10 protein-coding genes and 2 rRNA genes (1 of these 12 only partly in view) are annotated in these 13,779 nt (G+C 56.8%); 11 read left to right on the plus strand and 1 reads right to left on the minus strand.

The features are described 5' to 3' along the window. The 8 genes from LRR79_RS06510 to LRR79_RS06545 form a co-directional block, all read left to right on the plus strand. Positions 1-2,095, plus strand: a 23S ribosomal RNA gene (locus LRR79_RS06510) (it extends 787 nt beyond the left edge of the window). Between the two features lie 213 nt (positions 2,096-2,308). Then, positions 2,309-2,424 (plus strand): 5S ribosomal RNA (gene rrf / locus LRR79_RS06515). Positions 2,425-2,816: 392 nt separating this feature from the next. After that, positions 2,817-3,296 (plus strand): glutathione peroxidase, encoded by a 480-nt coding sequence (locus tag LRR79_RS06520; RefSeq protein ID WP_231759562.1) that lies wholly within the window; start codon positions 2,817-2,819, stop codon positions 3,294-3,296. 524 nt (positions 3,297-3,820) lie between these two features. Continuing rightward, the gene (locus LRR79_RS06525) at positions 3,821-5,356 is read left to right on the plus strand and encodes a 2-isopropylmalate synthase (RefSeq protein ID WP_231759563.1); all 1,536 of its coding nucleotides are present in this window, start codon (positions 3,821-3,823) and stop codon (positions 5,354-5,356) included. Between the two features lie 23 nt (positions 5,357-5,379). Further along, a complete protein-coding gene (locus LRR79_RS06530) occupies positions 5,380-6,168 on the plus strand; it encodes a hypothetical protein (RefSeq protein WP_231759564.1) in 789 nt (262 codons plus the stop codon). Between the two features lie 97 nt (positions 6,169-6,265). Further along, complete coding sequence (gene rimI / locus LRR79_RS06535; protein WP_231759565.1) at positions 6,266-6,724, plus strand: ribosomal protein S18-alanine N-acetyltransferase; 459 nt, start codon at positions 6,266-6,268, stop codon at positions 6,722-6,724. A gap of 55 nt (positions 6,725-6,779) precedes the next feature. Further along, positions 6,780-8,153 (plus strand): MATE family efflux transporter, encoded by a 1,374-nt coding sequence (locus tag LRR79_RS06540; RefSeq protein WP_231759566.1) that lies wholly within the window; start codon positions 6,780-6,782, stop codon positions 8,151-8,153. Positions 8,154-8,196: 43 nt separating this feature from the next. Beyond that, positions 8,197-9,243, plus strand: a complete 1,047-nt coding sequence (locus LRR79_RS06545) for an alpha/beta fold hydrolase (protein WP_231759567.1) — start codon at positions 8,197-8,199, stop codon at positions 9,241-9,243. Here the strand turns inward: LRR79_RS06545 and LRR79_RS06550 are convergent. Then, a complete protein-coding gene (locus LRR79_RS06550) occupies positions 9,230-11,005 on the minus strand; it encodes an aminopeptidase P family protein (protein ID WP_231759568.1) in 1,776 nt (591 codons plus the stop codon). The genes LRR79_RS06545 and LRR79_RS06550 overlap by 14 nt on opposite strands. 108 nt (positions 11,006-11,113) lie before the next feature. Between LRR79_RS06550 and LRR79_RS06555 the strand changes: the two genes are divergently transcribed. The 3 genes from LRR79_RS06555 to LRR79_RS06565 are packed head-to-tail and all read left to right on the plus strand — an operon-like array spanning position 11,114 to position 13,748. Further along, positions 11,114-12,697 (plus strand): peptide chain release factor 3, encoded by a 1,584-nt coding sequence (locus LRR79_RS06555; RefSeq protein ID WP_231759569.1) that lies wholly within the window; start codon positions 11,114-11,116, stop codon positions 12,695-12,697. Between the two features lie 41 nt (positions 12,698-12,738). After that, positions 12,739-13,365 carry a lysophospholipid acyltransferase family protein gene (locus tag LRR79_RS06560; RefSeq protein WP_231759570.1) on the plus strand — a complete coding sequence of 209 codons (627 nt, stop codon included), beginning with the start codon at positions 12,739-12,741 and terminating at the stop codon, positions 13,363-13,365. Positions 13,366-13,409: 44 nt separating this feature from the next. Next, the gene (locus LRR79_RS06565; protein ID WP_231759571.1) at positions 13,410-13,748 is read left to right on the plus strand and encodes a hypothetical protein; all 339 of its coding nucleotides are present in this window, start codon (positions 13,410-13,412) and stop codon (positions 13,746-13,748) included. Positions 13,749-13,779 lie beyond the last annotated feature (31 nt).

The raw sequence follows: 13,779 nt of genomic DNA on the forward strand, positions 1-13,779 counted from the left end.
AGCTGGTTCTCCTCGAAAGCTATTTAGGTAGCGCCTCGCGTCTCACCCACGGGGGTAGAGCACTGTTTGGGCTAGGGGGTCATCCCGACTTACCAACCCCATGCAAACTCCGAATACCGTGGAGTGCAATCGCGGGAGACACACGGCGGGTGCTAACGTCCGTCGTGAAAAGGGAAACAACCCAGACCGCCAGCTAAGGTCCCAAATATCAGTTAAGTGGGAAACGATGTGGGAAGGCCCAGACAGCTAGGAGGTTGGCTTAGAAGCAGCCATCCTTTAAAGAAAGCGTAATAGCTCACTAGTCGAGTCGGCCCGCGCGGAAGATATACCGGGGCTCAAACTGATAACCGAAGCTGCGGATGCTCTTTGAGCATGGTAGAGGAGCGTTGTGTAAGCCGCTGAAGGTGAACTGTGAGGTTTGCTGGAGGTATCACAAGTGCGAATGCTGACATGAGTAACGACAAGGGGGGTGAAAAACCTCCCCGCCGGAAGACCAAGGGTTCCTGTCCAACGCTAATCGGGACAGGGTTAGTCGGCCCCTAAGGCGAGGGCGAAAGCCGTAGTCGATGGGAAACAGGTTAATATTCCTGTACTTGCAATTGCTGCGATGGAGTGACGGAGAAGGCTAGGCCAGCACGGCGATTGGTTGTCCGTGTTTAAGGTAGTAGGCTGGGGACTTAGGCAAATCCGGGTCCCTAAGGCCGAGAGCTGACGACGAAGCTTACTTCGGTAAGTGAAGTGGTTGATGCCATGCTTCCAGGAAAAACTTCTAAGCTTCAGGCAATTGCGAACCGTACTCTAAACCGACACAGGTGGTCAGGTAGAGAATACCAAGGCGCTTGAGAGAACTCTGGTGAAGGAACTAGGCAAAATGGTACCGTAACTTCGGGAGAAGGTACGCCGGTTTTGGTGATGGGACTTGCTCCCTAAGCTGAGGCCGGTCGAAGTGACCAGGTGGCTGCGACTGTTTATTAAAAACATAGCACTCTGCAAACACGTAAGTGGACGTATAGGGTGTGACGCCTGCCCGGTGCCGGAAGGTTAATTGATGGGGTTAGCGTATGCGAAGCTCTTGATCGAAGCCCCGGTAAACGGCGGCCGTAACTATAACGGTCCTAAGGTAGCGAAATTCCTTGTCGGGTAAGTTCCGACCTGCACGAATGGCGTAACGATGGCCACGCTGTCTCCACCAGAGACTCAGTGAAATTGAAATCGCTGTTAAGATGCAGTGTACCCGCGGCTAGACGGAAAGACCCCGTGAACCTTTACTACAGCTTTGCACTGAACTTTGAGCCTACTTGTGTAGGATAGGTGGGAGGCTTTGAAACTGTGACGCCAGTTGCAGTGGAGCCATCCTTGAAATACCACCCTGGTATGTTTGAGGTTCTAACTCTGGTCCGTTATCCGGATCGAGGACAGTGTATGGTGGGTAGTTTGACTGGGGCGGTCTCCTCCCAAAGAGTAACGGAGGAGTACGAAGGTGCACTCAGCATGGTCGGAAATCATGCAATGAGCATAATGGTATAAGTGCGCTTGACTGCGAGTCAGACATGACGAGCAGGTACGAAAGTAGGTCATAGTGATCCGGTGGTTCTGTATGGAAGGGCCATCGCTCAACGGATAAAAGGTACTCCGGGGATAACAGGCTGATACCGCCCAAGAGTTCACATCGACGGCGGTGTTTGGCACCTCGATGTCGGCTCATCACATCCTGGGGCTGAAGCCGGTCCCAAGGGTATGGCTGTTCGCCATTTAAAGTGGTACGCGAGCTGGGTTTAGAACGTCGTGAGACAGTTCGGTCCCTATCTGCCGTGGGCGTTGGAGATTTGAGAAGAGTTGCTCCTAGTACGAGAGGACCGGAGTGAACGAACCTCTGGTGTTCGGGTTGTCACGCCAGTGGCATTGCCCGGTAGCTATGTTCGGACGGGATAACCGCTGAAAGCATCTAAGCGGGAAGCCTCCTTCAAGATGAGATCTCCCTGACTCCTTGAGAGTCCTGAAGGGCCGTGGAAGACTACCACGTTGATAGGCTGGGTGTGGAAGCGTTGTGAGGCGTTGAGCTAACCAGTACTAATTGCCCGTGCGGCTTGACCATACAACAGAGATGGTTACTAACGATTACTGATCGAACGAGAGATCAGCGGATTGTGCGCGAGACGAGACATACAGTTCTTGCGGTGTATTACTACAGAATGTTTTACCGACTTATTTGGGGTTATCGCCGATCAGAAAGCTGATCGAGGCAAACAGCGATAACAGGCAGGCCGAGCCAAGTGCTTATAAGACCACGCCAACCCAAGCCAGTTTGCCTGACGACAATAGAGTTGTGGAACCACCTGATCCCTTGCCGAACTCAGAAGTGAAACGCAACATCGCCGATGGTAGTGTGGGGATTCCCCATGTGAGAGTAGGTCATCGTCAGGCTTCTATTCCAAAAGCCCTGATCGCTCACGCGGTCAGGGCTTTTTTCATATGGGATACGATGAAATTCTCTCACTACCTGGCAGCGCGAAGCACTGCTATATTCAAAATCGCCCAGCCAATATGACGTTTTTTTAGACGCTTCTCCAATCCCAGTAACCACGCCACTCACATCCAATATCCCGCACTTACCCACAGCTCTGTCCAAGGTTTCTGTGCGTAACCGGCCTGTGCATAAGTTTTAATTTGTTTATTAAATCAATCGCTAAGGATATGCACAGGTAGTTCCATATTGCCTGTGAAGAGAATACAGACCTGTGAATTGTCTTGCGCTGTGTGATGCACGCGATATATTCACTCACTAAATTGACCACAGAAACTTAGGGAGTCATTCCATGGCGGATATCTTCAACATCCCGGTGCGTACCAGCGAAGGCAAAAAAATGACGCTGGGGGAGTTCGAGGGGAAGGTATTGCTGGTAGTGAACACGGCGAGTCAGTGCGGCTTCACTCCACAGTATCAGGGGCTGGAAGATCTGTACCGCAGATACAAAGATCGAGGACTGATGGTGCTCGGATTTCCCTGCAACCAGTTTGGTCACCAGGAGCCCGGCAGTGATAGCGAGATTCAGGAGTTCTGTACGCTCAACTTTGGAGTGAGTTTTCCGATCTACGCGAAGGTGGACGTCAACGGGAGCGATGTGCACCCGCTATTTTCGCACCTTAAACAAGAGGCTCCGGGGATATTTGGCACTGAGCGAATCAAATGGAACTTTACCAAGTTTCTGGTAGGGAGAGACGGGGCTGTGGTGAAACGTTACGCACCCAAGGATAAGCCGGAGGCGCTGGCGGCTGATATCGAGGCACTGTTGTAAGGCGGTCAGGGGTAGCCGTTCTCTGCCATCAGTAAGTTCCGGACATCGAAACGTTAACCGATATGTCCTATTTTTGATGTTTATATTGGTTGATTTTTTGCTTAAATGCTCAGTGAATACCTGTTTATTAGGATGGGCGTTGATGTGTCGGGGGTGTTGGGTCTATAGTTTGCAGCGTCAGAGTGGGCTACATGTGTAGCCCCTTAGCTGGCAGCTAGTGAACTATTTATTCTGATATACGGATACAGACATGAACCCCAGTCAATCCGCCGGCAATTGGTTGTCGGGCGTACGGCACCGGGTCTCCTGCGTCTTCGCGGAGACGATCCAAACCATCTTTACACGTCATCGCGCTGCAAATTCTCCTGCCCTCCTACGACTAGCAAGCCTGCTACGACTGCTGCAACGCGGCATATAATTTTATCCCCATACCTCTCTACAGAATTCCGTACTTAATTTGAGCAGCGCGTAGACAGCGGCGGTACCGCTGTTTAGCCTCGGGCCAGACTAGGAGAAGAGCCCCAATGAACGCTAAAAAAGATAAATTAGTCATTTTTGATACGACCCTGCGTGATGGTGAGCAGAGTCCCGGCGCTTCCATGACCAAGGAAGAGAAAATCCGTATCGCCTCCATGCTTGAGCGTATGCGTGTGGACGTGATCGAGGCGGGTTTCGCGATCGCCAGTCAGGGGGATTTTGAAGCCGTGCAGGCTGTTGCAGAAACCGTAAAGGATTCCCGTGTCTGCAGCCTTGCCCGCGCGGTCGGCCCGGATATTCTGCGTGCCGGCGAGGCGTTGAAAAAAGCCAATGCCTCGCGTATCCACACATTTATTGCCACCTCTCCCATTCATATGAAGTACAAGCTTCAGATGGAGCCGGAAGATGTGTTGCGACAGGCCGTGGAGGCCGTGAAAACCGCGCGTCAGTTTACCGATGACGTGGAGTTTTCTCTGGAGGATGGCAGTCGCTCGGAACCGGAGTTCATGTACCGCATCATTGAAGAAGTGATCAAGGCGGGTGCGGGTACCATCAATATTCCGGATACCGTAGGGTATGGCGAGCCCGGTGAATACGGGGCCATGTTCAAACGGGTCATCGAAAATGTGCCCAACTCCGATCGGGCCATCTTCTCCACCCACTGTCACAACGATCTGGGGCTCGCAGTCGCCAACTCCCTGTCCGCCGTCATGAACGGTGTGCGGCAGGTGGAATGCACCATCAACGGTCTCGGGGAGCGCGCGGGTAATGCCTCCCTCGAAGAGATTGTGATGGCTGTGCGCACGCGCCAGGATCTGTATCCGGTGGAAACCGGTATCGACACCACTCATATTGTTCCCACCTCCCGCCTGGTGTCCTCGATTACCGGTTTTCCGGTACAACCGAACAAGGCCATTGTTGGCGCCAATGCGTTTGCCCATGAATCCGGAATCCACCAGGACGGCGTACTGAAGCATCGCGAGACCTATGAAATCATGCGCGCGGAAGATGTCGGCTGGGGGCAGAACCGACTGGTTCTCGGTAAGCATTCCGGGCGGGCGGCGGTCAAAGCCCGCTATGAAGAGCTGGGAGTCACCTTTGCAGATCCGGCGGAATTCAACGTGCTGTTCCAGCGGTTCAAAGATCTTGCTGACAAAAAGCACGAGATCTTCGATGAGGATTTACAGTCACTGATATCCGGTGCCGCAGACCCGGTTGAACACTTTCAGCTGGCGGACCTTGAGGTGCGCAGCAAAAGTGGCAGTAACCCGCAGGCCCAGCTGGAGCTGGTGATCGACGGGGAGAGAAAAACCTGCAGTGCCGAAGGTAGTGGCCCGGTGGACGCAACCTTCAAGGCCATTGAATCGGTTGTAGGCAGTCAGGCCGACCTGCAGCTTTACTCGGTGAATGCGGTCACTCAGGGTACGGATTCTCAAGGTAGTGTGACGGTGCGACTGGAGCGTGATGGCCAGCTGGTCAATGGCGTCGGTGCCGATACAGATATTCTGGTGGCGTCCGCCAAAGCCTACCTGGATGCGTTAAACTTGCTCGCCAGTAAAAGCAGTAAGCCAACCGGCGTCTGATTCAGAAGCCAGCGGGGAATCACGTGAACGAGTTACAGCGGACGGAATACCTGATGGCACTGGGCGTGACCAGCTATATGCCCAGGTTCCGTCTGCCACTTGCGGCAGAGCCTAGCCAGGCGCAGCTGCCCCCGCCGGTTCAGCCTGAGTCTGAACCCCGGCCCGCGTCCGCGGACGCGCTGATGCAGTCGATGGGTGCACCGGTGCCGCCCGCCGCCGACGCGCCGGCTCAAGCGCAGGTAGCGCCAGCGACGGTGCCAGTGGAAGTGGAGCGGGTTGTTGGCAGTCTGACCGCGGAGACCAGGGTACCCGCTCCGACCAAAGTGGTGCCCGTGGCGGCGCCGGAGAAGCCGGTATCACCGTTTGTGCTCAGCTGCTGGTGGTTGGGCGAAGAATTACTGGCGGTGGATAGCCGGGAACCGGGTACCGCACTGCCGGTGGAATCCCTGTTTGGTAATATTGTGCGGGCGCTGGGCTGGCATCAGTTGCCTACTGAGCGCGATAAGCTCAAGTGGCCACTGGCCGAAAACCCGTTTGCGACCGCCGCTGGCGCCAGTGACGCGCGGGAGACCTGCGGAAGTTGGCTGGAGGCGGCCTGTGGGCGCCGTTCAGTGAAGCGGATCTGGTTGATGGGGGCGCAGGCACAGGCCTACTGCGCACCCGTACCGCTCGCGGCTGCGGCCAACGACTGGCAGGGAACGTCCGTGGTGGCAATGCCCAGTCTGACGGAGCTACTCAAGGAACCGTCGCGCAAGCGGGACCTCTGGCAGTTGCTGCGCAACCTCTATCCGGAACAGACTCGCAGCCGTTAAGTGCACAGACCCGGCAAACGATTCTTGCTGATCACGGAAGCCGCTCTTGAATCCTCCAAACCCATATACCGCACCCGCTCTGCAAAGGACGTCGCCGTTGGATTTCGAACGCGCCGGCGAGGAGGATTGCGAAATTCTCGCCACACTCGCTCGCAGTGCCCACAGTCACCCCTGGAGCGCCGGGCAATACCGCGATAGCCTGAAGGCCGGCCACCATTGCTGGGTACTGCGCTCTACAGAAGCTGCAGATTTACAGACGAGACCGATTGTCGCCTGCTGCGTAGTGAGCCGCCTGTTTGACGAGGCCGAAATTCTGGATGTCGCCGTGGCTCCCAATTATCGAAATCTTGGTATCGGCGCTCAATTGTTGCAGCATGTCTTCGCGCAATTCCCGGAAGATGTGGCGCGCGTGCTGCTTGAGGTCCGGGCGTCCAACCGACCGGCGCGGGCGCTGTACCGCAAACTCGGCTTTTCGGAAGATGGTCGTCGTAAAAATTACTACCCCAAGCCTGACGGCAGCCGGGAAGACGCGCTGCTGATGAGTCTGGTACTGTAAGTGGCCGTTCAGTTGCCCTGCCGAACGGATAATCCTCACTAACCCCGGAATCTGAATGGCTACCCATCAGTCTCAGCCGTCACTCCTGGAGGGCGCTGTTGCCGCACACCTGCAGCGGCTCGCTCTTCCCATGGTGTGGGGGATTCTCGCTACTATGTCATTCAACGTGGTAGATACCTATTTTGTCTCTCAGCTGGGTGACGGGCCGCTAGCGGCGATGAGCTTCACCTTTCCCGTGGTGATGGTGATCAATGCGCTCGCCATCGGGCTGGGTGCTGGCACCTCTTCGGCCGTTGCTCGCGCCTACGGTGCAGGTGATATGTCGCGAGTGCGCAGGCTGGTAACCGATGCAACATTGCTGGCCCTGCTGCTCGCGGTGTGTGTCAGCGTGCTTGGACTACTTACCCTTGAGCCTCTGTTCCGCCTGCTCGGTGCGCCGGAGAAACTGCTGCCGCTAATTACCGAGTACATGGTGCCCTGGTACTGGGGAGCGCTGTTCGCCGTGGTGCCCATGGTATCTCTGTCGGCGCTGCGAGCCATTGGCAACAGTGCGCTTACCGGTCGCATCATGATGGCGGTGGCTCTGTTCAATCTGATTCTTGATCCATTGCTCATTTTCGGGCTGCTTGGCTTCCCGCGTCTCGAACTACAGGGTGCAGCCCTCGCCACCGTGATTGCACGGGGTGTCAGCTTTTTTATCGCACTGTATGTTCTGGCGCGGCGCGAACAGTTGCTGTCGGTACCAACGGTGAAATGGCGTTTGCTGAAAGACTCCTGGTCGAGCCTGTTGAGAGTGGGGCTCCCGGCCATCGCCACCAACGTCATCATTCCCATATCGGGTGGTGTGGTCGTGGCACTGGTAGCGGCGCACGGTGCGGATGCAGTGGCCGGCCTCGGTATCGCCCTGCGGATTGAGCCTCTCGCATTGATCGTTTTCTATGCGCTGTCGTCGGTAGTGGGGCCTTTTATGGGACAGAATGCCGGAGCGGGAAAACGGCAGCGACTGGACGAAACCATCGCGGTGCTTGCTCGTTTCTGTATTCTGTTCGGGGTTGCACTGGGGGTTTTGCTCTGGCTTGTTGGCGGGCATATCGCGACCTTATTCAGTGACTCGCCGCAAGTGCTCGCGGTGGCCGTGGCTTATTTGAGCCTGGTGCCGTTCAGTTACGCGGGCTATGGGTTTGTAATGTCTGCCAACGCGGCATTCAATGGTCTTGGCCATCCGCTGCCCGGAACGATTATTTCCTTTCTGCGCGTGCTCGGGCTGTATCTGCCCCTGGCCTGGGTGGGTAATTATTTTTGGGGAATTTACGGACTGTTCGTCGCCACGCTTATCGCCAACCTGGCCGTTGGCGCGCTGGCCTGGTGGTGGCTACGCCGTTACCTTGCGGCCAGCACCGAGCGAGCTGAACAGTTGTTAGCGAAATAAAACGGTGAGGTTGACGATGCGCAAGGGGTGCGGGTGGCGAAGTATGTATCGGGCCATGTTGTTGTGGATGGGGTTGGCAGCGCAGACTATCGCTGCTGAAAGCCCGTTTGACCGGTATCCGATCCACTTTACTACGGTGGGGCAAACTTCCATCGCCTATCAGGATATGGGGCCGCAGGACGGTGAGCCGGTCCTGCTGATCATGGGACTGGGCGCCCAGATGCTGCACTGGGGAGACACCCTGGTGCAGGGGCTGCTCGATCAGGGCTACCGTGTGGTGTTGCTCGACAACCGGGATGCCGGCCTGTCGCAAAAATTTTATCGCCTATCGGCTCCTCCGGTGTGGTGGACCATGGTGCGGGCAAAAGTCGGTCTCGCCCCCGCGCCCGCCTACAGTCTGAGCGATATGGCTGCGGACGCCGTGGGCGTATTGCAGGCGCTGGATATCCAGCGGGCACACATTGTGGGTGCCTCGATGGGGGGAATGATTGCGCAGGTTCTGGTGGCGGAATATCCCCAGCGGGCGATAACCCTTACCTCGATCATGTCGAGCTCCGGCGCGCCCGAGCTCAGCGAGCCGCGACCTGAGGCGATGTCCGCGCTGGCTTCCGGGGCAAAATCAGGTCTGGCGCGAGAGCAGGAGTTGGCCAATCGGATCAGTATCGCGCGTACTATTGGCTCACCAGAGTTTTTCTCCGAAGCCTATGCGCGACAGCTTGCGCAACGGGTACTGAATCGCGGCAGTTATGGTCCGGGTACCGTGCGACAGTTCCAGGCTATTCTGGCAAGTGGTGACCGCACCGCGTTGCTGAATACCATCGCTGTGCCTACGCTGGTGCTCCATGGCGAGAGTGATCCTCTGCTGCCTCTGGATCATGGCCGCGATACTGCAGAAAAAATCCCCGGCGCACGATTTGCAGCAATTTCCGGTATGGGGCATGCCCTGGAGCCGGAGGTCAGCCGGCGGGTGCTGGCTGAGATGCTGCCTTTCTGGCGGGAGCGACCGGGTAGCGGTGACCTGAGTGAGGAATCGGACGCACCCGTAGAGAGGGCGCCCAGCCCATCAACCACTGCTGTCACTGCGCCCTGATCGGTGCCGTTGCCGCAACAAGCCAGTCGCGAGTGCTCTCGCTTACCAGCGGCTCCAGCGTCTGGCGTACCTTGTGGTGGTAATCGTTCAGCCACTGGATCTCCTCGGCGGTGAGCAGTGTTGGATCAATCAATTGCTGGTCGATGGGTGCCAGGGTCAATTCCTCAAATTCCAGAAACCCGGGATAGCGACTGCTGTCTTTGATGAAAACCAGGTTCTCGATCCGGATTCCGTATTCGCCGGTTAGGTAAAAGCCCGGCTCGTTGGAAAGAATCATGCCGGGTTCCAGCGCCACCTGAGAGCTGGCTTTGCCGATGCGCTGCGGCCCTTCGTGCACACTGAGAAAGCTGCCGACACCGTGTCCGGTACCGTGCGCATAATCGAGGCCGGCATCCCACAGGGACTTGCGCGCGAAGGCATCGATCTGCTCGCCGAAAGTTCCCTTGGGAAAGCGCAGAGATGCGATGGCGATATGTCCCTTGAGTACACGGGTAAAGTGTTCCCGGGCGCTCGGGGGGAAGGCCCCAAGGGCAAGGGTGCGCGTGACATCAGTGGTGCCATCGGGATACTGGCCGCCGGAGTCGATCAGGTAGATGCCCTCGGCGCGCATCGTCTGGCTGGACTCCGGTGTGACCCGGTAATGGACGATGGCGCCATTGCCGCGATAGCCGGAAATGGAGTCAAAACTGTCGTCGGTGAACCCCTCCCGCTGTTCCCGCTTGCGGCGCAGTAGTTGTACCGCTTCCAGCTCCCCGAAGTCGTCATCCTGCACCGCATTCGGCAGCGCCGCGAGAAACTCACACAGCGCGGCGCCGTCGCGAATATGTGCTGCGCGGCTACCTTCCAGCTCGACGGGATTTTTACACGCCTTGGCGCTGGTGATCGGATCCGGCTCGAGAAATACCTGCATGTCGCGTTCGCGGAATTGCTGCAGGCTCCAGCAGTTGCTGAGTAGTGGGTCTGCCCAGACCCGCTGCACGTGCTGCTGTTCGGCCGCATGGAACAGTGCGCGCTTGTCGTGAACCAGCTTGACGTCATTTCCCAGATGCTGACGCAGGGCATCACTGACCGCCTCCCGGGCGAGATACAGTGTGGCACTGCCATCCCGGTACAGTAATCCCATGGACAGGGCGACCGGCAAGTGGGGGATGTCGCTGCCACGGATATTGAACAGCCAGGCGCAGACCTCCGGGTTTGCAAGCCAGAGTGCGTCCTGTTGGCGTTCGGCAAGTTGGCTGGCAATCCGGGCGCGTTTGTCCGCGGATTCCTCGCCACTGAAGGCCAGAGGATGTGGCCGGGCCGGGCCGCTGGGGGCGGCGGGGCGGTCCGTCCAGATTGCGTCGATGGGATGCTGGTCCAGGGGGCGCAGTTGAATTCCCTGATCCTGCAGCGGTTGGCGCAGGGGCGCGAGACCGCGCTCTGTATGCAGGCGCGGATCGTATCCGAGGGTATCGCCCGCTGTCAGCGTTGTGCATAACCAGCGCGCAATCTCATTGGCGGACAGGTTTTTCTGCGCGATGGACTGATCGCCAATCTGTTGCTGTGCCTGCAGGGTGTAGCGGCCATCAACAAAAAGCGCGGTGCGCTGGTGGGCCACCGCCGCGAGCCCGGCGGAACCATCGAAGCCGGTCAGCCAGGCGAGTCGCTCATCGCAGGGTGGGACATATTCGTTCTGGTACTCGTCACACCGGGGAACCAGAAAACCCTGGACTCCCTGTTCCTGTAATGCCTGATACAGTGCATCCAGCCTTTCCTGACTCATTATTCACCTCGATCACTAATATGCTTTTTGCAGTCTAACAGCCCCCAGAGAAGTGCGCCGCCGTGTATAATGCGCGCCTGTTTTTTATCCAGCTCGATTGTGTGCATTATGGGTCAATCCTCTTCTCTGGCGGGCATCAATGGCCGCCGTACCTTTGCCATTATTTCCCACCCGGACGCCGGTAAAACCACGGTGACCGAGAAATTGCTTCTGTTCGGAAACGCCATTCAGCTGGCGGGCTCGGTAAAGGGCAAAAAGGGGCCTCATGCGCGCTCAGACTGGATGACCATGGAGCAGGAGCGCGGTATCTCCGTGACCTCCTCGGTAATGCAGTTCCCTTACAAGGAGCGTGTGGTCAATCTTCTCGATACCCCCGGGCACGAAGACTTTTCTGAAGATACCTACCGGGTACTGACGGCGGTGGACTCGGCGCTGATGGTGATTGATGGCGCCAAGGGTGTCGAGGACCGCACCATCAAACTGATGAATGTGTGCCGTCTGCGTACCACCCCGATCCTGTCGTTTATCAACAAGCTCGACCGGGATATTCGCGATCCGATCGAAGTGATGGATGAGATCGAGGAGGTACTGGATATCCAGGCCGCACCGATTAACTGGCCGCTTGCTTCCGGCAAACGCTTCAAGGGAGTGTACAACCTGTACACCGACACGATTCATGTGTTCAAGCAGGGGCAGGGGCACACCATCCCGGAAGACCTGCAGATCAAGGGGCTGGATAGTGATGAGGCGACGGCCCTGCTGGGGGACGAGGCCGAAGAGATTCGCGAAGAAATTGATCTGGTGCGGGGCGCCACTCACGAGTTTGACCTGGAAGCCTATCGCGCGGGCAAACTGACGCCGGTCTTTTTTGGTACGGCGCTGGGCAATTTCGGTGTGCGCGAAATGCTCGACGGTTTCGTAGAGTGGGCACCGGGCCCCCAGTCAAGGGATACCAACGAGCGCGAGGTGCAGCCGAGCGAAGAGAAGTTCTCCGGGTTTGTTTTCAAAATTCAGGCGAATATGGATCCCAAACACCGCGATCGCATTGCCTTTATGCGAGTGTGTTCAGGCACCTACAGTCGCGGCATGAAAATGAAACACGTACGGATTGGCAAAGATGTGAAAATTGCCGATGCTGTGACGTTCATGGCCGGTGACCGAACCCATGTAGAAGAAGCGATCGCGGGGGATATTATCGGTCTGCACAACCATGGCACTATCCAGATTGGCGACACCTTCACGGAGGGCGAAAGTCTCAAGTTTACCGGTATCCCCAACTTTGCCCCGGAACTGTTTCGCCGTATTCGCCTGAAGGATCCGCTGAAACTCAAGCAGCTGCAGAAGGGGCTGCAGCAGCTCTCGGAAGAGGGGTCTACGCAGGTATTCTTCCCGCTGGACAACAACGACATTATTGTTGGCGCGGTGGGGGTGTTGCAGTTTGAAGTGGTGGCTTACCGCCTGAAAGACGAATACAAGGTGGAAGCCATTTACGAAAATGTCAATGTGAACACCGCCCGCTGGGTTGACAGTGAAAGCGCGAAGGAGCTGGATAACTTCAAGCGCAAGGCCAGCAGCAACCTGGCCCTGGATGGCTCAGGACACCTGACGTACCTTGCTCCGACACGGGTAAACCTGCAGTTGGCGGAAGAGCGCTACCCCGAAGTTCGCTTCTACGCCACCCGCGAACACTGATTCGTAAAACCATTACGCCCTTAGTGAAAGAGATTGTTGCAGTGACAGCTGTTAAGAAAACAACGATTCCCGCACAACTACCGGAAGAAATGCCGCGCACCGGTAACTGGTTTACCCAGGCCATCGGACTACTGATTGTAAAGATGTTGGGCTGGCAATTTGACGGGGAATTTCCACCCGAGAAAAAACTGATGGTGGCGCTGGCCCCGCATACCTCCAACTGGGACTTTGTGGTGGCAATGCCATTCATCATGGCACTGAAATTGAAAGCTTCCTGGCTGATGAAGAAAGAAGCCTTTTTCTTCCCCTTCAAAGGCTTATTTATGTGGCTGGGTGGGATCCCCACCGACCGTCGTGCGGCGGGCGGCATGGCCAAGCAGGTAGCCAGCCAGTTCAAACACCACGATAAAATGTGGGTTGCCATTACTCCGGAGGGGACGCGGAAGAAAGCCACCAAGTGGAAGAACGGCTTTTTACGGATTGCCCATGCGGCCAATGTACCGGTATTGCTGGTGGCCTGGGATTTCCCCACCAAGCGAATCTGTGTAGATTCACTCTACCGCACCACGGGCAACCTGGACGAAGATATGCGTGAAATCCAGCGCCGTTTCAGCAAGTACCGTGGGCGCAATCCCGAGAACCAGACCGATTTTGTGGATGCGGACTGACTGTCGCTCGGGTGGTCATCCGCTAGCTGATGGAGGTATCACCTGTGACAATCGTCATAACGCTGTGTATTTCATTTGTCGTCTTTGCGCTGATTATCTGGGGGCTGATGCATATGCGCACCCCCCGGTTCAGAATGGAGCGCACACAGTTTCGGCAGGGACTGGAAGACGTGATCGCCGGGCAGGCGGATGACAATGAATGGCGGGTGCTTACCGGTTACCCGATGCGCCACGATCCACCTCTGGAAGCCTTGCGCCTGGCGTGCCTCAAAATCGAAGAAGAGGAATACACCGGCAAAATGCCGTATCTCTTTTCTGACCGCGGGCTCGAAAAGCTGCGCGAGGTGCGTGAGCGCTTACTTGCACTGCCGCCGCAAGACTGACTGCGGGTGCACCGGCTGAATACCTGACAGA

The sequence above is a fragment of the Microbulbifer elongatus genome, assembly GCF_021165935.1.
Lineage (GTDB): Bacteria > Pseudomonadota > Gammaproteobacteria > Pseudomonadales > Cellvibrionaceae > Microbulbifer > Microbulbifer elongatus.

Excerpts from the sequence above, each read along its gene's own strand:
- LRR79_RS06520 (WP_231759562.1), top strand. The coding sequence starts at position 2,817 with ATGGCGGATATCTTCAACATCCCGGTGCGTACCAGCGAAGGCAAAAAA.
- LRR79_RS06550 (WP_231759568.1), bottom strand. The coding sequence starts at position 11,005 with ATGAGTCAGGAAAGGCTGGATGCACTGTATCAGGCATTACAGGAACAG.
- LRR79_RS06545 (WP_231759567.1), top strand. The coding sequence starts at position 8,197 with ATGTATCGGGCCATGTTGTTGTGGATGGGGTTGGCAGCGCAGACTATC.
- LRR79_RS06525 (WP_231759563.1), top strand. The coding sequence starts at position 3,821 with ATGAACGCTAAAAAAGATAAATTAGTCATTTTTGATACGACCCTGCGT.
- LRR79_RS06555 (WP_231759569.1), top strand. The coding sequence starts at position 11,114 with ATGGGTCAATCCTCTTCTCTGGCGGGCATCAATGGCCGCCGTACCTTT.
- LRR79_RS06540 (WP_231759566.1), top strand. The coding sequence starts at position 6,780 with ATGGCTACCCATCAGTCTCAGCCGTCACTCCTGGAGGGCGCTGTTGCC.